Annotated in this window: 16 protein-coding genes and 1 tRNA gene; 15 read left to right on the top strand and 2 right to left on the bottom strand. The window is 66.3% G+C overall.

Translation table 11 applies throughout. From position 1 onward, the window contains the following. Window positions 1–71 precede the first annotated feature (71 nt). Window positions 72–1,298, bottom strand: coding sequence for a pyridoxal phosphate-dependent aminotransferase (locus ACIRVH_RS31510; protein ID WP_403960169.1), 1,227 nt, complete (start codon window positions 1,296–1,298; stop codon window positions 72–74). A gap of 261 nt (window positions 1,299–1,559) precedes the next feature. On the opposite strand from ACIRVH_RS31510, the gene ACIRVH_RS31505 reads away from it, so the two are divergent. The 11 genes from ACIRVH_RS31505 to ACIRVH_RS31455 all read left to right on the top strand — a co-directional run bounded on the left by ACIRVH_RS31505 (window position 1,560) and on the right by ACIRVH_RS31455 (window position 15,687). After that, window positions 1,560–1,632, top strand: a tRNA-Trp gene (locus ACIRVH_RS31505). Between the two features lie 105 nt (window positions 1,633–1,737). Then, window positions 1,738–2,025, top strand: a complete 288-nt coding sequence (secE, locus tag ACIRVH_RS31500) for a preprotein translocase subunit SecE (protein WP_403960166.1) — start codon at window positions 1,738–1,740, stop codon at window positions 2,023–2,025. Window positions 2,026–2,105: 80 nt separating this feature from the next. Then, the gene (nusG, locus tag ACIRVH_RS31495; RefSeq protein ID WP_403960163.1) at window positions 2,106–2,942 is read left to right on the top strand and encodes a transcription termination/antitermination protein NusG; all 837 of its coding nucleotides are present in this window, start codon (window positions 2,106–2,108) and stop codon (window positions 2,940–2,942) included. A 169-nt stretch (window positions 2,943–3,111) separates the two neighbouring features. After that, entirely contained in the window at window positions 3,112–3,546 is a 435-nt protein-coding gene (gene rplK, locus ACIRVH_RS31490; protein ID WP_055515278.1) for a 50S ribosomal protein L11, read from the top strand. Between the two features lie 81 nt (window positions 3,547–3,627). Next, window positions 3,628–4,353 carry a 50S ribosomal protein L1 gene (gene rplA, locus ACIRVH_RS31485; RefSeq protein WP_393467556.1) on the top strand — a complete coding sequence of 242 codons (726 nt, stop codon included), beginning with the start codon at window positions 3,628–3,630 and terminating at the stop codon, window positions 4,351–4,353. Window positions 4,354–4,517: 164 nt separating this feature from the next. Further along, complete coding sequence (locus tag ACIRVH_RS31480; protein ID WP_403960158.1) at window positions 4,518–5,435, top strand: hypothetical protein; 918 nt, start codon at window positions 4,518–4,520, stop codon at window positions 5,433–5,435. A 314-nt stretch (window positions 5,436–5,749) separates the two neighbouring features. Beyond that, the gene (rplJ, locus tag ACIRVH_RS31475) at window positions 5,750–6,280 is read left to right on the top strand and encodes a 50S ribosomal protein L10 (RefSeq protein ID WP_094215524.1); all 531 of its coding nucleotides are present in this window, start codon (window positions 5,750–5,752) and stop codon (window positions 6,278–6,280) included. Window positions 6,281–6,396: 116 nt separating this feature from the next. Next, window positions 6,397–6,780 carry a 50S ribosomal protein L7/L12 gene (gene rplL, locus ACIRVH_RS31470; RefSeq protein WP_094215523.1) on the top strand — a complete coding sequence of 128 codons (384 nt, stop codon included), beginning with the start codon at window positions 6,397–6,399 and terminating at the stop codon, window positions 6,778–6,780. Between the two features lie 569 nt (window positions 6,781–7,349). Continuing rightward, entirely contained in the window at window positions 7,350–10,835 is a 3,486-nt protein-coding gene (rpoB, locus tag ACIRVH_RS31465) for a DNA-directed RNA polymerase subunit beta (protein ID WP_403960155.1), read from the top strand. Between the two features lie 97 nt (window positions 10,836–10,932). Next, a complete protein-coding gene (locus tag ACIRVH_RS31460) occupies window positions 10,933–14,832 on the top strand; it encodes a DNA-directed RNA polymerase subunit beta' (protein WP_097252934.1) in 3,900 nt (1,299 codons plus the stop codon). A gap of 174 nt (window positions 14,833–15,006) precedes the next feature. Then, complete coding sequence (locus tag ACIRVH_RS31455; RefSeq protein WP_403960151.1) at window positions 15,007–15,687, top strand: hypothetical protein; 681 nt, start codon at window positions 15,007–15,009, stop codon at window positions 15,685–15,687. Here ACIRVH_RS31455 and ACIRVH_RS31450 read toward each other — a convergent pair. Continuing rightward, window positions 15,632–16,627 carry a hypothetical protein gene (locus ACIRVH_RS31450; RefSeq protein WP_403960148.1) on the bottom strand — a complete coding sequence of 332 codons (996 nt, stop codon included), beginning with the start codon at window positions 16,625–16,627 and terminating at the stop codon, window positions 15,632–15,634. The two genes, ACIRVH_RS31455 and ACIRVH_RS31450, sit on opposite strands and share 56 nt — an antisense overlap. Before the next feature lie 394 nt (window positions 16,628–17,021). Here ACIRVH_RS31450 and rpsL point away from each other — a divergent pair, with 394 nt between their 5' ends. The 4 genes from rpsL (at window position 17,022) to tuf (ending at window position 21,381) form a co-directional block, all read left to right on the top strand. Continuing rightward, the gene (gene rpsL, locus ACIRVH_RS31445; RefSeq protein WP_003948652.1) at window positions 17,022–17,393 is read left to right on the top strand and encodes a 30S ribosomal protein S12; all 372 of its coding nucleotides are present in this window, start codon (window positions 17,022–17,024) and stop codon (window positions 17,391–17,393) included. Window positions 17,394–17,395: 2 nt separating this feature from the next. Further along, entirely contained in the window at window positions 17,396–17,866 is a 471-nt protein-coding gene (gene rpsG / locus ACIRVH_RS31440) for a 30S ribosomal protein S7 (protein WP_003992340.1), read from the top strand. A gap of 39 nt (window positions 17,867–17,905) precedes the next feature. After that, the gene (fusA, locus tag ACIRVH_RS31435) at window positions 17,906–20,032 is read left to right on the top strand and encodes an elongation factor G (RefSeq protein ID WP_403960145.1); all 2,127 of its coding nucleotides are present in this window, start codon (window positions 17,906–17,908) and stop codon (window positions 20,030–20,032) included. A 155-nt stretch (window positions 20,033–20,187) separates the two neighbouring features. Next, a complete protein-coding gene (gene tuf / locus ACIRVH_RS31430) occupies window positions 20,188–21,381 on the top strand; it encodes an elongation factor Tu (RefSeq protein WP_403960142.1) in 1,194 nt (397 codons plus the stop codon). The last annotated feature ends 472 nt before the right edge of the window (window positions 21,382–21,853 follow it).

Here is a 21,853-nt window from a genome sequence, read left to right as displayed (position 1 = left end):
TGGTCTTGCTCGCACGTGCGAACGGGGGCTGCTCCCAAGAAAGGGAGCAGCCCCCGGGTGCGGAGCGGACCTCAGTCCCGCGCCTCCGCGAGCAGCTTCTGCATCCGGCTCACGCCCTCGACGAGGTCCTCGTCGCCGAGCGCGTACGACAGCCGCAGGTAGCCCGGCGTGCCGAAGGCCTCACCCGGGACGACCGCGACCTCGGCCTCCTCCAGGATCAGCGCGGCCAGCTCGACGGTGTCCTGCGGGCGCTTGCCGCGGATCTCCTTGCCGAGCAGGCCCTTGACCGACGGGTAGGCGTAGAACGCGCCCTCGGGCTCGGGGCACAGCACGCCGTCGATCTCGTTGAGCATCCGCACGATGGTCTTGCGGCGCCGGTCGAAGGCCTCGCGCATCATCGCCACGGCCTCCAGGTCGCCGGAGACGGCGGCCAGGGCGGCCACCTGGGCCACGTTGGAGACGTTCGAGGTGGCGTGCGACTGCAGGTTCGTCGCGGCCTTGACGACGTCCTTCGGGCCGATGACCCAGCCCACGCGCCAGCCGGTCATGGCGTACGTCTTCGCCACACCGTTCACCACGATGCACTTGTCGCGCAGCGCAGGCAGGAGCGCGGGCAGCGAGGTGAACTTCGCGTCGCCGTAGACGAGGTGCTCGTAGATCTCGTCCGTGAGGACCCACAGGCCGTGCTCGACGGCCCAGCGGCCGATCGCCTCGGCCTCCTCCTCGCTGTAGACCGCGCCGGTGGGGTTCGACGGGGAGACGAAGAGCACGACCTTCGTCTTCTCCGTGCGGGCCGCCTCCAGCTGCTCCACGCTCACCCGGTAGCCGGTGGTCTCGTCGGCGACGACCTCCACCGGGACACCGCCCGCGAGCCGGATCGACTCGGGGTAGGTCGTCCAGTACGGCGCCGGGACGATGACCTCGTCGCCCGGGTCGAGGATCGCGGCGAACGCCTCGTAGATGGCCTGCTTGCCGCCGTTGGTCACCAGGATCTGGGACACGTCGACCTCGTAGTTCGAGTCGCGCAGCGTCTTCGCGGCGATCGCGGCCTTCAGCTCGGGCAGGCCGCCGGCCGGCGTGTAGCGGTGGTACTTCGGGTTCTTGCAGGCCTCGACGGCCGCCTCGACGATGTAGTCCGGCGTCGGGAAGTCGGGCTCACCCGCGCCGAAGCCGATCACCGGACGCCCGGCGGCCTTCAGGGCCTTGGCCTTGGCGTCCACGGCGAGGGTGGCGGACTCGGAGATCGCGCCGACTCGGGCGGAGACCCGGCGCTCGGTGGGAGGGATTGCAGCGCTCATGGGCCCCATCGTTTCAGACCGGAAACGCCCCCGGCACGCGGGTTTCACGGACTGAACAGCAAGGGGTCGCGACGTGAACAGGCATCCGAATCCGGCCCCCGGCCAGGACGATCTTCGGTGCGGCCACTCCGTACAGGCACTTTCTGTTCGACGCCGGGCCGCGGACCACGTACACTCTCACCTCGTTGGCCTTCAGCAGTCGCTCCACAACCGGTGCACACCGAGCACCCGTCCGGATGCGGTACGTTGGGGGACACGCAAAGGGTCGTAGCTCAATTGGTAGAGCACCGGTCTCCAAAACCGGCGGTTGGGGGTTCAAGTCCCTCCGGCCCTGCTACACACACCGCCAGGATGTGTGCACATGTACGTACAGCGATGCACCGCCGTGCGGCTCAGACCGGGCGCGGCACGGCCACGACCCGGAATCAGGTGAGGACGAATGACGGACGCCGTGGGCTCCATCGACACGCCTGATGCCCAGGACGAGGCGCTGGAGACCAAGAAGAAGGCCCGCAAGGGTGGCAAGCGCGCCAAGAAGGGCCCGCTGAAGCGCCTCGGTATCTTCTACCGACAGGTCGTCGCGGAACTCCGCAAGGTCGTCTGGCCGACGCGTAATCAGCTGACGTCGTACACCACCGTGGTGATCTTCTTCGTCGCAATCATGATCGCCCTGGTGACCGTGATTGACTATGGGCTCAACCACGCGGCCAAGTACGTCTTCGGCTGAGCCAAGAGCGAAGGGCGCCGTGGTACCGGCGCCCGCTTTCGCATGTTCTACCCCTATGTATCCAGGAAGAAGCAGCCATCGTGTCTGACCCGAACCTGAACGACGCAATCGAGCCGGACGAGACGGTGGACGACGAGCTCGACATCGTCGAGGGCGCGGACGAGCAGGACGAGTTCGAGGCTGCCGAGGCCGAGGCGGGCGAGCCGGCCGAGGAGGCCGCGCTGCACGTCGAGGACGAGGACGAGGCCGAGGAAGCGGTCGAGACCGAGGAAGAGGTCGAGGCGGAGGCCGCCGCCCCGGTCGACCCGATCGAGGCCCTGCGCGAGGAACTGCGGTCCCTGCCCGGTGAGTGGTACGTCATCCACACGTACGCCGGCTACGAGAACCGCGTGAAGACGAACCTGGAGCAGCGCGCCGTCTCGCTGAACGTCGAGGACTACATCTTCCAGGCCGAGGTGCCGCAGGAAGAGGTCGTCCAGATCAAGAACGGCGACCGCAAGACGATCAAGCAGAACAAGCTGCCGGGTTACGTCCTGGTCCGCATGGACCTGACCAACGAGTCCTGGGGCGTCGTCCGCAACACCCCCGGCGTCACCGGCTTCGTGGGCAACGCCTACGACCCCTACCCGCTGACCCTGGACGAGATCGTCAAGATGCTCGCCCCGGAGGCGGAGGAGAAGGCCGCCCGCGAGGCCGCCGAGGCCGAGGGCAAGCCCGCCCCGCAGCGCAAGGTCGAGGTCCAGGTGCTGGACTTCGAGGTCGGCGACTCGGTCACCGTCACCGACGGCCCGTTCGCCACGCTCCAGGCGACCATCAACGAGATCAACCCCGACTCGAAGAAGGTCAAGGGCCTGGTGGAGATCTTCGGCCGCGAGACGCCGGTCGAGCTCTCCTTCGACCAGATCCAGAAGAACTAGTTCCTTCTGGACCAATTCACTTCCGCGCAGGTCAGGCGGGCTCTCGTAGCCAGTCTGACCTGCACGGTTTTTGGCCGCGCATCCATACCCGTTATCGTTGTGCGGTATGCCTGCGTCCGGGTGGTGCCCGGGTGCCGGCAGGACCCGAATCGAAAGGACCCGGAGAGCTATGCCTCCCAAGAAGAAGAAGGTCACGGGGCTCATCAAGCTCCAGATCAACGCCGGTGCGGCGAACCCGGCCCCGCCGGTCGGCCCCGCGCTCGGCCAGCACGGCGTCAACATCATGGAGTTCTGCAAGGCCTACAACGCCGCGACCGAGTCGCAGCGTGGCTGGGTCATCCCGGTGGAGATCACGGTCTACGAGGACCGCTCCTTCACCTTCATCACCAAGACCCCGCCGGCCGCGAAGATGATCCTCAAGGCCGCTGGTGTCGAGAAGGGCTCCGGCGAGCCGCACAAGACCAAGGTCGCCAAGATCACCGAGGCGCAGGTCCGCGAGATCGCCCAGACCAAGCTTCCCGACCTGAACGCCAACGACCTGGACGCCGCGTCGAAGATCATCGCCGGCACCGCCCGCTCCATGGGCATCACGGTCGAGGGCTGAAGCCCACCTTCGTAGAACCACCGTGGTAGGGCCTGCTCGGCCCGTACACCACGACTCCTCTCAGAACACACAGGAGCAGTTGTGAGCAAGCGCAGCAAGGCTCTCCGCGCTGCGGACGCCAAGGTCGACCGGGAGAAGCTGTACGCCCCGCTCGAGGCCGTCCGTCTCGCCAAGGAGACCTCCACGACCAAGTTCGACGGCACCGTCGAGGTCGCCTTCCGTCTGGGTGTCGACCCGCGTAAGGCCGACCAGATGGTCCGTGGCACCGTGAACCTCCCGCACGGCACCGGCAAGACCGCCCGGGTCCTGGTCTTCGCGACCGGTGACCGTGCCGAGGCCGCGCGTGCCGCGGGCGCCGACATCGTCGGCGCCGACGAACTGATCGACGAGGTGTCGAAGGGCCGTCTGGACTTCGACTCCGTCGTCGCCACCCCGGACCTCATGGGCAAGGTGGGCCGCCTCGGCCGCGTGCTCGGTCCGCGTGGTCTGATGCCGAACCCGAAGACCGGCACCGTCACCCCCGACGTGGCCAAGGCCGTCACCGAGATCAAGGGCGGCAAGATCGAGTTCCGCGTCGACAAGCACTCGAACCTGCACTTCATCATCGGCAAGACGTCCTTCGAGGACGCCCAGCTGGTGGAGAACTACGCTGCGGCGCTCGAGGAGATCACCCGTCTCAAGCCGTCCGCCGCCAAGGGTCGCTACATCAAGAAGGCCGCCATCAGCACCACGATGGGCCCCGGCATTCCGGTCGACTCGAACCGCACCCGCAACCTCCTCGTCGAGGAGGACCCGGCCGCCGTCTGAGCCCCGCGCTCACCCCGGTAGCCGCGTCAGGTACGCGTAAGCAGAGGGCGGGCCCTGGAACCTGAAAGGTTCGGGGCCCGTCCTTTCTTTGTGCGACTTTTCGTACGACTGTCAGCGGCCTGGGTTACGTTGCAGGCACAGGACTCGCATAGGGGTGGGACTACATGAAGAGCACGACCGTACGCCGGGTGACCCTTTCCGTCGCGGTGGTGACCGCGCTGACCGGTGTGGCCGCCTGCGGCTCGGAATCCGGGAAGGGCGACAAGACGGTCGGCAAGAGCGTCACGCACGTCAGCCCCCTCGCCGCTCTGCTCTCCGCCGAGAAGTCCACGGACAAGGCCGAGTCGGCCAAGGTGCGCTCCAGCACGACGCTCGGCGACACGATGTCGATGACGGCCGACGGCGCCCTCGCCTGGGGCGACGGCCTCAAGGGCAACCTCACCATCACGTACACCGGCGGCAAGATGGCCGAAGCGATGCGCAAGGCCGGCACCACGTCGATGGAGGCCCGCTATCTGCCGGACGCCTACTACGCCAAGATGAGCGAGAAGTTCGCCGCGCAGTTCGGCGGCAAGCACTGGATCAAGTACGCGTACGACGACCTCGCCAAGCTCGGCGGCGGCTCCGGCGCGTACCTCAAGGACCAGATGCAGAACACCACGCCGAACCAGTCGGTGAAGCTGCTGCTGGCCTCCGGTGACGTGAAGAAGGTCGGCCAGGAGAAGATCTCCGGCGTCGACGCCACGCACTACTCGGGCGAGGTCGACGTCGCCGACCTCGCCGGCAAGAACAGCAACCTCACCGCCGACCAGCTGGCCGGCCTGAAGAAGCAGCTCAGCCAGGCGGGCGTCACCACCGAGACCATCGACATCTGGGTCGACGGCCAGGACCTGCTGGTCAAGAAGGTCGAGAAGGCGGACATGGCGACCGGCACCATGACCAGCACGGCCTACTACACCGACTACGGCGTGAAGGTCGCCGCGGAGGCGCCCCCGGCCGCCGACACCAAGGACTTCACGGAGCTGATGAAGGCCGGCGGCCCCGGGACCGTGTCGGGCAGCAGCACCACCACCGCCTCCTGAGGCCTGCACACAGCAGGACCGGGGCGGCCCCGTAGGGCCCGATTTGCTCGACACCGCCCCGGTCCCGTACTCTCCTAAAGAAGCCAAAGACCGCTGGTCGTTGCCGCACGCTCGAACGAGGGTGCGGTGGCCGAAGGATCCGCTGCAAAGTGGGCGACCCGCGCAGGTGACAGTGGTAGAACTCCCGGAGCATACGCGCTCAGCGTGTGCGGCCGGTCGAGTCCGCCCCGAGCGCCTGCGCCGGGGCGTTTGTTTTACCCAGTCCTCCTTCGGGTCCGCGCGGTCCGAATCACCCGGAAGGAGGCCGAGGCTCTATGGCGAGGCCCGACAAGGCTGCTGCGGTTGCCGAGCTGACGGACAAGTTCCGCAGCTCCAACGCCGCCGTGCTGACCGAGTACCGCGGTCTCACCGTGGCGCAGCTCAAGACGCTGCGCCGGTCGCTCGGTGAGAACGCCCAGTACGCCGTGGTGAAGAACACGCTGACCAAGATTGCGGCCAACGAGGCCGGGATCACGCTGGACGACCAGCTCTTCGCTGGTCCGACGGCCGTTGCCTTCGTCACCGGTGACCCGGTGGAGTCGGCGAAGGGTCTTCGTGACTTCGCCAAGGACAACCCGAATCTCATCATCAAGGGCGGTGTCCTTGACGGCAAGGCGCTGTCCGCCGATGAGATCAAGAAGCTTGCGGACCTCGAGTCCCGCGAGGTTCTGCTCTCCAAGCTGGCGGGTGCCTTCAAGGGCAAGCAGTCCCAGGCTGCTCAGCTCTTCCAGGCGCTTCCCTCGAAGCTCGTCCGCACCGTGGACGCTCTTCGTGCCAAGCAGGACGAGCAGGGCGGTGCCGAGTAACTCGGCTCGCTTTCTGACCCTGGCCGTCTAGGCGGCACGGGTCGCAGCGGGCCGACGTACGCCCGCCTCACCCAGTACATCCGGCACCTGCCGAATCAGTGGAAGGATCGCCCATCATGGCGAAGCTCAGCCAGGAAGACCTGCTCGCCCAGTTCGAGGAGATGACCCTCATCGAGCTCTCCGAGTTCGTGAAGGCCTTCGAGGAGAAGTTCGACGTCACCGCCGCCGCCGCGGTCGCCGTTGCGGGCCCGGCCGGTCCGGCCGCCGCCGCCCCGGTCGAGGAGGAGAAGGACGAGTTCGACGTCATCCTCACCGGTGCCGGCGACAAGAAGATCCAGGTCATCAAGGTCGTGCGTGAGCTGACCTCGCTGGGTCTGAAGGAGGCCAAGGACCTCGTCGACGGTGCCCCGAAGCCCGTCCTCGAGAAGGTCGCCAAGGACGCCGCCGAGAAGGCTGCCGAGTCCCTCAAGGGCGCCGGCGCCTCCGTCGAGGTCAAGTAAGACCTCTCGGAGTCTTCGCGACTCTCTCCGCGCGCTGAGTACGGCCTCCTAGGGCTGTAACGCGAACGCACCGAAGAGCGATCATCCATCCGGGTGGTCGCTCTTCGGCGTATCCGGAGGTCCGGCCTCGGTTGCCTTGTACCCCTGGTGACGAGGGGTATGGTGATCTTCGTCGTGTCTCCGGACGGTCCCGTTTGGGCTGGGGGGCCTTGACGAACCGCACGCAGCGCGCAATTCTCAGGACGCGTCGTCACAAGGATCCGAATCCGAGGCATGGATCGACGACGAAGAGGGCAGTATCAACGTGCGTTGAGGGCAGCAGGCCGAAGGCGTTGACAAGGGTGTTGAGAACAACGAGGGTCTCGAAAAACCCGCACTGGACATCAGTGTGCCAAGTGGCTACACTGACCCTTTGCGCTGCCTGTTAGCTGTCCCCTGCCCGTCACCAGGGGTCTGCCCTCACTCCAGCATCGATGACCGAAGCTCCTTTGACCTGGGGTTTCTGTCTCCGTGTACGGAGAGGGACCGGCACGCGCGTAGTGAGTCCGAGCCCTCGGAAGGACCCCCTCTTGGCCGCCTCGCGCAACGCCTCGATCGCGAATACGAACAACGGCGCCAGCACCGCCCCGCTGCGCATCTCCTTTGCAAAGATCAAGGAGCCTCTCGAGGTTCCGAACCTGCTCGCGCTGCAGACCGAGAGCTTCGACTGGCTGCTCGGCAACACCGCTTGGCAGAGTCGGGTCGAGGAGGCTCTTGAGAACGGTCAGGACGTCCCCACCAAGTCCGGTCTGGAGGAGATCTTCGAGGAGATCTCCCCGATCGAGGACTTCTCCGGGTCGATGTCCCTGACGTTCCGGGACCACCGCTTCGAGCCGCCGAAGAACTCCATCGACGAGTGCAAGGAGCGCGACTTCACGTACGCCGCCCCGCTCTTCGTCACCGCTGAGTTCACCAACAACGAGACCGGCGAGATCAAGTCCCAGACCGTCTTCATGGGCGACTTCCCGCTCATGACGAACAAGGGCACCTTCGTCATCAACGGCACCGAGCGTGTCGTGGTGTCTCAGCTGGTCCGTTCCCCCGGTGTCTACTTCGACTCCAGCATTGACAAGACGTCCGACAAGGACATCTTCTCCGCCAAGATCATCCCGTCCCGGGGTGCCTGGCTGGAGATGGAGATCGACAAGCGCGACATGGTCGGTGTCCGTATCGACCGCAAGCGCAAGCAGTCGGTCACCGTGCTGCTCAAGGCGCTCGGCTGGACGACCGAGCAGATCCTCGAGGAGTTCGGCGACTACGAGTCGATGCGCGCCACCCTGGAGAAGGACCACACCCAGGGCCAGGACGACGCGCTGCTCGACATCTACCGCAAGCTGCGTCCGGGCGAGCCCCCCACGCGTGAAGCCGCGCAGACGCTGCTCGAGAACCTCTACTTCAACCCGAAGCGCTACGACCTCGCCAAGGTCGGCCGCTACAAGGTCAACAAGAAGCTGGGCGCGGACGCTCCGCTCGACGCGGGCATCCTGACCGTCGAGGACATCATCTCGACGATCAAGTACCTGGTGCAGCTGCACGCCGGCGAGACCGAGACCACCGGTGACAACGGCGACATGATCGTTGTCGAGACGGACGACATCGACCACTTCGGCAACCGTCGTCTGCGCAGCGTCGGCGAGCTGATCCAGAACCAGGTCCGTACGGGTCTCGCCCGTATGGAGCGTGTCGTGCGCGAGCGCATGACCACCCAGGACGTCGAGGCGATCACGCCGCAGACCCTGATCAACATCCGGCCGGTCGTCGCCTCCATCAAGGAGTTCTTCGGCACCAGCCAGCTGTCCCAGTTCATGGACCAGAACAACCCGCTGTCGGGTCTCACCCACAAGCGCCGTCTGTCGGCTCTTGGTCCGGGTGGTCTCTCCCGTGAGCGGGCCGGCTTCGAGGTCCGTGACGTGCACCCGTCGCACTACGGCCGCATGTGCCCGATCGAGACCCCTGAAGGCCCGAACATCGGTCTGATCGGCTCGCTCGCCTCCTACGGCCGGGTCAACGCGTTCGGTTTCGTCGAGACCCCGTACCGCAAGGTGAACGACGGCCAGGTCACCGACGAGGTCGACTACCTGACCGCCGACGAGGAGGACCGCTTCGTCATCGCGCAGGCCAACGCCACGCTGAACGACGAACTCCGGTTCGCCGAGGCGCGTGTCCTGGTCCGCCGCCGTGGCGGTGAGGTCGACTACGTCAGCCCCGAGGACGTCGACTACATGGACGTCTCGCCGCGCCAGATGGTGTCGGTCGCGACGGCCATGATCCCCTTCCTCGAGCACGACGACGCCAACCGTGCCCTCATGGGCGCGAACATGATGCGTCAGGCCGTGCCGCTGATTAAGTCCGAGGCGCCGCTCGTCGGCACCGGCATGGAGTACCGCTCCGCGGTCGACGCCGGCGACGTGGTCAAGGCCGAGAAGGCGGGTGTGGTCCAGGAGGTCTCCGCGGACTACATCACCACCGCCAACGACGACGGCACGTACATCACGTACCGCCTGCACAAGTTCGCCCGGTCCAACCAGGGCACCTCGGTCAACCAGAAGGTCGTCGTCAACGAGGGCGACCGGATCATCGAGGGCCAGGTCCTCGCCGACGGTCCGGCCACCGAGAACGGTGAGATGGCCCTGGGCAAGAACCTGCTCGTGGCGTTCATGCCGTGGGAGGGTCACAACTACGAGGACGCGATCATCCTGTCGCAGCGCCTCGTGCAGGACGACGTCCTCTCCTCGATCCACATCGAGGAGCACGAGGTCGACGCCCGTGACACCAAGCTCGGCCCCGAGGAGATCACCCGGGACATCCCGAACGTCTCCGAGGAGGTCCTCGCCGACCTCGACGAGCGCGGCATCATCCGCATCGGCGCCGAGGTCATCGCCGGCGACATCCTGGTCGGCAAGGTCACCCCGAAGGGTGAGACGGAGCTGACCCCCGAGGAGCGCCTGCTGCGCGCGATCTTCGGCGAGAAGGCCCGTGAGGTCCGTGACACCTCGCTGAAGGTGCCGCACGGTGAGACCGGCAAGGTCATCGGCGTGCGCGTCTTCGACCGCGAGGAGGGCGACGAGCTGCCGCCGGGCGTGAACCAGCTGGTCCGCGTCTACGTCGCGCAGAAGCGCAAGATCACCGACGGTGACAAGCTCGCCGGCCGTCACGGCAACAAGGGTGTCATCTCGAAGATCCTGCCCATCGAGGACATGCCGTTCCTCGAGGACGGAACTCCGGTCGACATCATCCTCAACCCGCTGGGTGTCCCGTCCCGAATGAACCCGGGACAGGTCCTGGAGATCCACCTCGGCTGGCTCGCCAGCCGCGGCTGGGACGTCTCCGGCCTCGCGGAGGAGTGGGCGCAGCGTCTGCAGGCCATCGGCGCCGACCAGGTCGCCCCCGGCACCAACGTCGCCACCCCGGTGTTCGACGGTGCCCGTGAGGACGAGCTGGCGGGTCTGCTGCAGCACACCATCCCGAACCGCGACGGCGAGCGCATGGTGCTCCCGACCGGTAAGGCGCGGCTGTTCGACGGCCGTAGCGGTGAGCCGTTCCCGGACCCGATCTCGGTCGGCTACATGTACATCCTGAAGCTGCACCACCTGGTCGACGACAAGCTGCACGCCCGTTCGACCGGCCCGTACTCGATGATCACCCAGCAGCCGCTGGGTGGTAAGGCGCAGTTCGGTGGCCAGCGCTTCGGTGAGATGGAGGTGTGGGCCCTCGAGGCCTACGGCGCCGCGTACGCCCTCCAGGAGCTGCTGACCATCAAGTCCGACGACGTCACCGGCCGCGTGAAGGTCTACGAGGCCATCGTCAAGGGCGAGAACATCCCCGAGCCCGGCATCCCCGAGTCCTTCAAGGTGCTCATCAAGGAGATGCAGTCGCTCTGCCTGAACGTGGAGGTGCTGTCCAGCGACGGTATGTCCATCGAGATGCGTGACACCGACGAGGACGTCTTCCGCGCGGCGGAGGAGCTCGGTATCGACCTGTCCCGGCGCGAGCCGAGCAGCGTCGAAGAGGTCTGACGGGAGTCCGGCGGGGCCCTCACCCACAGGGCCCCGCCGACCCCCAGGCCCCCGTTTCAGACCAAAGACTTACGACCCTGAGAGGGATTGACGCATAGTGCTCGACGTCAACTTCTTCGACGAGCTCCGGATCGGCCTGGCCACCGCGGACGACATCCGTCAGTGGAGCCACGGCGAGGTCAAGAAGCCCGAGACCATCAACTACCGCACCCTGAAGCCCGAAAAGGACGGACTCTTCTGCGAGAAGATCTTCGGTCCGACCCGGGACTGGGAGTGCTACTGCGGCAAGTACAAGCGTGTCCGCTTCAAGGGCATCATCTGTGAGCGCTGTGGCGTCGAGGTCACGCGCGCCAAGGTGCGCCGTGAGCGGATGGGCCACATCGAGCTGGCCGCTCCCGTCACGCACATCTGGTACTTCAAGGGTGTTCCTTCGCGCCTCGGCTACCTGCTGGACCTGGCGCCCAAGGACCTCGAGAAGGTCATCTACTTCGCGGCGTACATGATCACGTACGTCGACGAGGAGCGCCGTACCCGCGACCTGCCCTCCCTGGAGGCGCACGTCTCGGTCGAGCGCCAGCAGATCGAGAACCGTCGCGACGCCGACCTGGAGGCCCGCGCCAAGAAGCTCGAGGCCGACCTGGGCGAGCTCGAGGCCGAGGGCGCCAAGGCCGACGTGCGCCGCAAGGTGCGCGAGGGTGCCGAGCGCGAGATGAAGCAGCTGCGTGACCGTGCGCAGCGCGAGATCGACCGCCTCGACGAGGTGTGGAACCGGTTCAAGAACCTCAAGGTCCAGGACCTCGAGGGCGACGAGCTGCTCTACCGCGAGCTGCGTGACCGCTTCGGCACGTACTTCGACGGCTCGATGGGTGCCGCGGCGCTGCAGAAGCGCCTGGAGTCCTTCGACCTCGAGGAGGAGGCCGAGCGCCTCCGCGAGATCATCCGTACCGGCAAGGGCCAGAAGAAGACCCGTGCGCTCAAGCGCCTCAAGGTCGTCTCCGCGTTCCTGCAGACCAGCAACAGCCCCAAGGGCATGGTGCTCGACTGCGTGCCGGTCATCCCGCCGGACCTGCGTCCGATGGTGCAGCTGGACGGTGGCCGCTTCGCGACCTCCGACCTGAACGACCTGTACCGCCGTGTCATCAACCGCAACAACCGCCTGAAGCGCCTTCTCGACCTCGGTGCGCCCGAGATCATCGTGAACAACGAGAAGCGCATGCTCCAGGAGGCCGTCGACGCGCTCTTCGACAACGGCCGTCGTGGCCGGCCGGTCACCGGCCCCGGTAACCGCCCGCTGAAGTCCCTCAGCGACATGCTGAAGGGTAAGCAGGGTCGATTCCGTCAGAACCTGCTCGGTAAGCGAGTCGACTACTCGGCGCGTTCCGTCATCGTCGTCGGCCCGCAGCTGAAGCTGCACCAGTGCGGTCTGCCCAAGGCCATGGCGCTGGAGCTCTTCAAGCCGTTCGTGATGAAGCGCCTGGTCGACCTGAACCACGCGCAGAACATCAAGAGCGCCAAGCGCATGGTGGAGCGCGGCCGTACCGTCGTGTACGACGTCCTCGAAGAGGTCATCGCCGAGCACCCGGTGCTGCTGAACCGTGCTCCCACCCTGCACCGCCTCGGCATCCAGGCCTTCGAGCCGCAGCTGGTCGAGGGCAAGGCCATCCAGATCCACCCGCTCGTCTGCACCGCGTTCAACGCGGACTTCGACGGTGACCAGATGGCCGTGCACCTGCCGCTGTCCGCGGAGGCGCAGGCCGAGGCCCGCATCCTGATGCTGTCCTCGAACAACATCCTCAAGCCCGCCGACGGCCGTCCGGTGACGATGCCGACCCAGGACATGGTCCTCGGTCTGTTCTTCCTCACCACCGACGGCGAGCTGCGTGACACCAAGGGCGAGGGCCGGTCCTTCGGCTCCACGGCCGAGGCGATCATGGCGTTCGACGCCGGCGAGCTCGCGCTCCAGTCCGCGGTCGACATCCGCTTCCCGGTGGGCACCATCCCGCCGCGCGGCTGGACCCCGCCGGCGCGCGAGGAGGGCGAGCCCGAGTGGCAGCAGGGTGACACCTTCCGCCTGCGGACGACCCTGGGCCGTGCGCTCTTCAACGAGCTGCTGCCCGAGGACTACCCGTTCGTCGACTACTCGGTCGGCAAGAAGCAGCTCTCCGAGATCGTCAACGACCTCGCCGAGCGCTACCCCAAGGTCATCGTGGCGGCGACGCTCGACAACCTGAAGGCGGCCGGCTTCTACTGGGCGACCCGTTCCGGTGTCACCGTGGCCATCTCCGACGTCGTCGTTCCCGAGGCGAAGAAGGAGATCGTCCGCGGCTACGAGGCGCAGGACGAGAAGGTCCAGAAGCAGTACGAGCGCGGTCTGATCACCAAGGAAGAGCGCACTCAGGAGCTCATCGCGATCTGGACCAAGGCGACCAACGAGGTCGCCGAGGCGATGAACGAGAACTTCCCCAAGACGAACCCCATCTTCATGATGGTTGACTCGGGTGCCCGAGGAAACATGATGCAGATGCGGCAGATCGCCGGTATGCGTGGTCTGGTGTCGAACGCGAAGAACGAGACCATCCCGCGTCCGATCAAGGCGTCCTTCCGTGAGGGCCTCTCCGTGCTGGAGTACTTCATCTCCACGCACGGTGCCCGTAAGGGTCTGGCGGACACCGCCCTGCGTACCGCCGACTCGGGTTACCTGACCCGTCGTCTGGTGGACGTCTCACAGGACGTCATCATCCGCGAGGAGGACTGCGGCACCGAGCGCGGTCTGAAGCTGCGGATCGCCTCGCGCGGCGCCGACGGCGTGCTGCGCAAGGCGGACGACGTCGAGACCAGCGTCTACGCCCGCATGCTCGCCGAGGACGTCGTCATCGACGGCAAGGTGATCGCGCCGGCCAACGTGGACCTGGGCGACGTGCTCATCGACCAGCTGGTGCACCACGGCATCGAGGAGGTCAAGACCCGCTCGATCCTGACCTGCGAGTCGCACGTCGGTACCTGCGCGATGTGCTACGGCCGTTCGCTCGCCACCGGCAAGCTGGTCGACATCGGTGAGGCGGTCGGCATCATCGCCGCCCAGTCCATCGGTGAGCCCGGTACCCAGCTGACGATGCGTACCTTCCACACCGGTGGTGTGGCCGGTGACGACATCACCCAGGGTCTGCCCCGTGTCGTCGAGCTCTTCGAGGCCCGTACCCCGAAGGGTGTCGCCCCGATCTCCGAGGCCAACGGCCGCATCCGGATCGAGGAGACCGAGAAGACCAAGAAGATCGTCGTCACCCCGGACGACGGCAGCGACGAGACGGCGTTCCCGATCTCGAAGCGTGCCAAGGTCCTGGTCCGCGAGGGCGACCACGTCGAGGTGGGCCAGCAGCTCACCGTGGGTGCCACCAACCCGCACGACGTGCTGCGCATCCTGGGTCAGCGTGCCGTCCAGGTCCACCTGGTCGGCGAGGTCCAGAAGGTGTACAACTCGCAGGGTGTGTCGATCCACGACAAGCACATCGAGATCATCATCCGGCAGATGCTCCGCCGCGTGACGATCATCGAGTCCGGCGACGCCGAGCTGCTGCCCGGTGAGCTGGTCGAGCGCTCGAAGTTCGAGACCGAGAACCGTCGTGTGGTCCAGGAGGGCGGTCACCCGGCCTCCGGTCGTCCGCAGCTGATGGGTATCACCAAGGCCTCGCTGGCGACGGAGTCCTGGCTGTCGGCCGCCTCCTTCCAGGAGACGACCCGAGTTCTGACGGACGCGGCGATCAACGCCAAGTCCGACAGCCTCATCGGCCTCAAGGAGAACGTCATCATCGGTAAGCTCATCCCGGCCGGTACGGGTCTGTCCCGCTACCGCAACATCCGGGTCGAGCCGACCGAGGAGGCCAAGGCCGCGATGTACTCGGCCGTCGGCTACGACGACATCGACTACTCGCCGTTCGGCACCGGCTCCGGCCAGGCCGTTCCGCTGGAGGACTACGACTACGGTCCGTACAACCAGTAAGCGAGCAGCTTGAACTGAAGGGCGGTCACCCTGTGGGTGACCGCCCTTCGGCGTTGTTCGGGTCTGTCGTTCGAGTGATCGCTCCGTGTCGGCGACCGCAGTCCGTGTCGTCCCGGCGGCCGGTGTGCGAGCTTGTGCCGGACCCGGCCGAGCGGACGCGGAGGTGCCGACGCCATGACGTCAGCGATTGCCCGATGCCTGGCCGTGGCGGCGGCGTCGGCGGCGCTGGCGGCGACGGCGGCCTGCGGGGGCGGGCCTACGCCTCCCGAGCCCTCCGAGGCCGTGTCCAGTGGCGTCGAGGAGGACGCGACACAGACCCCGGACGAGGACACGACACGGACCCCGGACGAGAACGAGACACCCACGGGCGAGGGTGAGACGGACGGCGAGATCTTCCTGGGCAGCGACTCCGAGGAGGCCTCCTCGTCCGACATCGAGCTGCCGCCGACGCAGGTGGGCAAGCCGGTCCAGGGGGAGGTGGACCTCGAGGCGTCGAAGCAGGCGCGCACCACGCCCCTGCAGGACGCCAGGGGCGAGATCGAGGGCGAAGAGGCCGAGATGATCAAGAAGTGTCTGGGCGAGGTGCCGCCGGAGGGCTGCGAGTTGGTCTTCCAGTACACGCCGACGCAACCGGGCCCGTACACCGGCGAGTTGACGCTCACGCTGGCCGACGGCTCCACCATCACGGCCGCCATCCACGGCGAAGCGACCGAAGGCCCGACCCCGGACACGGGTCCGACCACCCCGGAGCCCACGACCGACGAGCCCACGACCGACGAGCCCACGACGGACGAGCCCATCACCACCGAGCCGCCGACTCCGACCGAAGACGAGACGCCGGCCCCACAGACGTAGCGCCGGCGGTCTTCTCGGCGCTGCGGATCTCCAGCCAGGCGGTGCGGTCGTCGGGCAGTACCACCACGCGGCGGTCCTTCCAGCGCGAGGTGTAGGAGACCAGGTAGAAGCGGGCCGGTGACTTCGCGAGGAGACGGAAGCCCCGGTACTCGTACCGGTACGGCCCGTTCGCGCTGCCGTGGTCGAGGAACTCGATGCCCTTCGCGGAGTGGGTGAGGAGCACCCGTGAGTGGACCACCACGAACGGGGTGTCCTTGTACCCCCTTCTCGCGTCCAGCCTGGCATCGCTGCGACCGGCCACGACCGCGTACTGCGCCATGTCGTAGAAGAGGCTCACCGTCAGCAGTCCGATCAGCAGCGTGCCCACCGCCAGCCACACACGGTCGTCGGCGGGGGTCTGCCGGACCGTGCCCCCCGTGCTCCGGCCCAGCCGCAGATGGACGGCACAGACGGCCAGCGTGGACCCCACGGCCACCATCAGGGCCGGCATGAAGACACGTGGCCAGCCTGCCGGGAAAAGGACCGTCACGTACGAGAACAGGGCCGGAAGGCCCACGAGCACCATGGCCGCACCGACGGCAAGCAGCAGGATGATCGCCGTACGGCGGTGAGCGTCGTGCTCCGGCCCGGCCAGCGCCCGTCCCAGCCAGCCGAACACCAGGAACACGATCAGCCCGCCGACCAGCAGGACACACAGGGGAAAGAAGATCGCGCTAGTGCTGCTGGCCACGACGTTCTGGACGGACATCCCGAGATCCTCGGGCACCACGCCGAGGGCGGAGTAGTACTCCCTGACGTAGAGGCTGCCGAAGTAGTAGAGCAGGGCGAAGACGACGGTCCCCGGCGCCGCGACGTACGCCACCTTCTCCCCGAACGTCGAGAGGGGTGAGCGCGCAGGAGGGGGATCGGGGTCGGCCGGAGGCACCTGTGGCGCGGACATGACCCTCAGTCTGTTGGCGCGCTGTCGGGCCCGCACGCGGAGACCCTCCGCCCGGCTGACCGCTCCCCGCGCACCGGTCGCACAGACATGCGTCGATCGCCAATTCGAAGATCACGTAGGGTACAGCGGCTTGACATCGCCCGCAGCCCGGGGCCTCCGGACTCCATTTGTTTTGACCACAGCGAATGAGGTAGGTACGCTCAGACCTTGTGCCTGGGGTGTGCCCTGGCTCTCGTGCGTGCCTTCAACCGCATCGCGAGCCGACACCGGCCACCGTAATCTGCGCCCTTTTTGCCTTGCGGCAAAGGTCCGCAAGATTCGACACACCCGACCGCGTGGGTCGGCGACGTTCCAGGTTAGCTGTACCTATCGGCACACAGAAACCGGAGAAGTAGTGCCTACGATCCAGCAGCTGGTCCGTAAGGGCCGGCAGGACAAGGTCGAGAAGAACAAGACGCCCGCACTTGAGGGTTCTCCTCAGCGTCGTGGCGTCTGCACGCGTGTGTTCACGACCACCCCGAAGAAGCCGAACTCGGCCCTGCGTAAGGTCGCGCGTGTGCGTCTGACCAGCGGGATCGAGGTCACCGCTTACATTCCGGGTGAGGGACACAACCTGCAGGAGCACTCCATCGTGCTCGTGCGCGGCGGCCGTGTGAAGGACCTGCCGGGTGTTCGCTACAAGATCATCCGTGGTTCGCTCGACACCCAGGGTGTCAAGAACCGCAAGCAGGCCCGCAGCCGCTACGGCGCCAAGAAGGAGAAGTAAGAATGCCTCGTAAGGGCCCCGCCCCGAAGCGCCCGGTCATCATCGACCCGGTCTACGGTTCTCCTCTGGTGACCTCCCTGATCAACAAGGTGCTGCTGAACGGCAAGCGCTCCACCGCCGAGCGCATCGTCTACGGCGCCATGGAGGGTCTGCGTGAGAAGACGGGCAACGACCCGATCATCACGCTGAAGCGCGCGCTGGAGAACATCAAGCCGACCCTCGAGGTCAAGTCCCGCCGTGTCGGTGGTGCGACGTACCAGGTTCCGATCGAGGTCAAGCCCGGTCGCGCCAACACGCTCGCGCTGCGCTGGCTCGTCGGTTACTCCCGCGCCCGTCGCGAGAAGACCATGACCGAGCGTCTGCTCAACGAGCTCCTCGACGCCTCCAACGGCCTTGGTGCCGCTGTGAAGAAGCGCGAGGACACGCACAAGATGGCCGAGTCCAACAAGGCCTTCGCGCACTACCGCTGGTAGTCGCTACCCACATCGAGACCGAGAGAAGACTGAAGCCTTATGGCTACCACTTCACTTGACCTGGCCAAGGTCCGCAACATCGGGATCATGGCCCACATCGACGCGGGCAAGACGACCACCACCGAGCGGATCCTGTTCTACACCGGTGTGTCTTACAAGATCGGTGAGGTCCACGACGGCGCTGCCACCATGGACTGGATGGAGCAGGAGCAGGAGCGTGGCATCACGATCACCTCTGCTGCCACCACCTGCCACTGGCCGCTGGAAGACGTCGACCACACCATCAACATCATCGACACGCCGGGCCACGTCGACTTCACCGTCGAGGTGGAGCGTTCCCTGCGCGTGCTCGACGGTGCCGTGACGGTGTTCGACGGCGTCGCCGGTGTTGAGCCGCAGTCCGAGACCGTGTGGCGTCAGGCGGACCGTTACGGCGTTCCGCGTATCTGCTTCGTCAACAAGCTCGACCGGACCGGTGCCGAGTTCCACCGCTGCGTCGACATGATCAGCGACCGCCTGGGCGCCCAGCCGATCGTCATGCAGCTCCCGATCGGTGCCGAGGCCGACTTCAAGGGCGTCGTCGACCTGGTCACGATGAAGGCGTTCGTGTGGTCCGCCGAGGCCACCAAGGGCGAGATGTACGACATCGTCGACATCCCGGCCACGCACACCGAGGCTGCCGAGGAGTACCGCGGCAAGCTGATCGAGGCCGTCGCCGAGAACGACGAAGAGATCATGGAGCTGTACCTGGAGGGCGAAGAGCCTTCCGTGGAGCAGCTGTACGCCGCGATCCGTCGTATCACCATCGCGTCCGGCAAGTCCAAGGACACCACGGTCACCCCGGTGTTCTGCGGCACCGCGTTCAAGAACAAGGGCGTCCAGCCCCTGCTCGACGCGGTCGTGCGCTACCTGCCCTCTCCCGTTGACATCGAGGCCATCGAGGGTCACGACGTCAAGGACGCGGAGACGGTCGTCAAGCGCAAGCCGTCCGACGACGAGCCGCTGTCGGCGCTGGCGTTCAAGATCATGAGCGACCCGCATCTCGGCAAGCTCACCTTCGTCCGGGTCTACTCGGGGCGCCTGGAGTCCGGCACGGCCGTGCTGAACTCCGTCAAGGGCCGCAAGGAGCGCATCGGCAAGATCTACCGTATGCACGCGAACAAGCGTGAGGAGATCGAGTCGGTGGGCGCCGGCGACATCGTCGCCGTGATGGGTCTGAAGCAGACCACGACCGGTGAGACGCTGTGCGACGACAAGGCCCCGGTGATCCTGGAGTCCATGGACTTCCCGGCGCCGGTCATCCAGGTCGCCATCGAGCCCAAGTCGAAGGGCGACCAGGAGAAGCTGGGCATCGCGATCCAGCGCCTGGCCGAGGAGGACCCGTCCTTCCAGGTCCACTCGGACGAGGAGACCGGCCAGACCATCATCGGCGGTATGGGCGAGCTGCACCTCGAGGTGCTGGTCGACCGTATGCGCCGTGAGTTCAAGGTCGAGGCCAACGTCGGCAAGCCGCAGGTCGCGTACCGCGAGACGATCCGCAAGGCCGTCGAGCGCGTCGACTACACGCACAAGAAGCAGACTGGTGGTACCGGCCAGTTCGCCAAGGTGCAGATCGCGATCGAGCCCATCGAGGGCGGCGACGCCTCGTACGAGTTCGTGAACAAGGTGACCGGTGGCCGTATCCCGAAGGAGTACATCCCTTCGGTGGACGCCGGTGCTCAGGAGGCCATGCAGTTCGGCATCCTCGCGGGCTACGAGATGACCGGCGTGCGCGTCACGCTGATCGACGGTGGCTACCACGAGGTCGACTCCTCCGAGCTCGCCTTCAAGATCGCCGGTTCGCAGGCCTTCAAGGAGGCCGCGCGCAAGGCCAGCCCCGTGCTGCTCGAGCCGATGATGGCCGTCGAGGTCACCACGCCCGAGGACTACATGGGTGAGGTCATCGGCGACATCAACTCCCGCCGTGGCCAGATCCAGGCCATGGAGGAGCGGGCCGGTGCCCGCGTCGTGAAGGGCCTCGTGCCCCTCTCGGAGATGTTCGGCTACGTCGGCGACCTGCGCAGCAAGACGTCCGGCCGTGCGAGCTACTCCATGCAGTTCGACTCCTACGCCGAGGTTCCGCGGAACGTCGCCGAGGAGATCATCGCGAAGGCCAAGGGCGAGTAACGCACCGCGTTCACACGCTTTAGGCTTGACTCCGGAGCCTCAAGGGGCAAACACCCGCATTCCTGGATGTTTGCCCCGGGTTCCGGGCTTTCCAGCAAAGATCACCTGGCGCCGATGAAGTAAGGCGTACAGAACCACTCCACAGGAGGACCCCAGTGGCGAAGGCGAAGTTCGAGCGGACTAAGCCGCACGTCAACATCGGCACCATCGGTCACATCGACCACGGTAAGACGACCCTCACGGCCGCCATTACCAAGGTGCTGCACGACGCGTTCCCGAACCTGAACGAGGCCTCGGCGTTCGACCAGATCGACAAGGCTCCTGAGGAGCGCCAGCGCGGTATCACCATCTCGATCGCGCACGTCGAGTACCAGACGGAGACCCGTCACTACGCCCACGTCGACTGCCCCGGTCACGCGGACTACATCAAGAACATGATCACCGGTGCTGCCCAGATGGACGGCGCCATCCTCGTGGTCGCCGCCACCGACGGCCCGATGCCGCAGACCAAGGAGCACGTGCTCCTGGCCCGCCAGGTCGGCGTTCCGTACATCGTCGTCGCCCTGAACAAGGCCGACATGGTGGACGACGAGGAGATCCTGGAGCTCGTCGAGCTCGAGGTCCGTGAGCTCCTCTCCGAGTACGAGTTCCCGGGCGACGACCTGCCGGTCGTCCGCGTCTCCGCGCTCAAGGCCCTCGAGGGCGACAAGGAATGGGGCCAGTCCGTCCTCAACCTGATGCAGGCTGTGGACGAGAACATCCCCGAGCCCGAGCGTGACGTCGACAAGCCGTTCCTCATGCCCATCGAGGACGTCTTCACGATCACCGGTCGCGGTACGGTCGTCACCGGCCGTATCGAGCGTGGTGTCCTGAAGGTCAACGAGACCGTCGACATCATCGGCATCAAGACCGAGAAGACCACCACCACGGTCACCGGCATCGAGATGTTCCGCAAGCTGCTCGACGAGGGCCAGGCCGGTGAGAACGTCGGTCTGCTGCTCCGCGGCATCAAGCGCGAGGACGTCGAGCGCGGCCAGGTCATCATCAAGCCCGGCTCGGTCACCCCGCACACCGATTTCGAGGCGCAGGCCTACATCCTCTCCAAGGACGAGGGTGGCCGCCACACGCCGTTCTTCAACAACTACCGTCCGCAGTTCTACTTCCGCACGACGGACGTGACCGGCGTCGTGACCCTCCCCGAGGGCACCGAGATGGTCATGCCGGGTGACAACACCGAGATGAAGGTGGAGCTCATCCAGCCCATCGCCATGGAAGAGGGCCTGAAGTTCGCCATCCGTGAGGGTGGCCGGACCGTGGGCGCCGGACAGGTCACCAAGATCACCAAGTGATCTTGAGCTGATCCGGTCCGGGTCTTCGACCTGGTAGCTGTCGGAAGGGCCCGTACGACTTCGGTCGTACGGGCCCTTCTGCTGTTCCGAAACTGAGCCGACTGTCGAGCGGCTCAGAATCCCAGACAGGTCCCGCCCTTCGGCGGCTCTTATCAGCTCATCCGCTCTCCGTGCGACTTCAGCGAGGAAGCCGGCCGGAGCGGTGTGGGCGGCCTCGTCCGCACCGAAGGCATATCACCACTTCCCGACAGAGGAGACTGTCTGGAGATAGCTCCGACCCCCACCACCATCCACATCCGCGACTCCAAGAAGACCCACGCTGTCAGCTCGCCGTGATCCGCACCACCTGGACCGACTTCGTCACGTACGCCTCGCGGAACGCCCAACCCGCCGTAAAGGAAACGGCAAGGCCACAGCTCAACTCCCCAACAGCGCAAGGTCGATTGTTAGCGTGACGGGGTCACGCCAGAGT

Origin of the sequence: Streptomyces sp. NPDC101165, assembly GCF_044768135.1 — a bacterium.
Taxonomy (GTDB): Bacteria; Actinomycetota; Actinomycetes; order Streptomycetales; family Streptomycetaceae; genus Streptomyces.
Note: the sequence above shows the minus strand (reverse complement) of the source record. Positions and strands in the feature narration are given on the sequence as shown.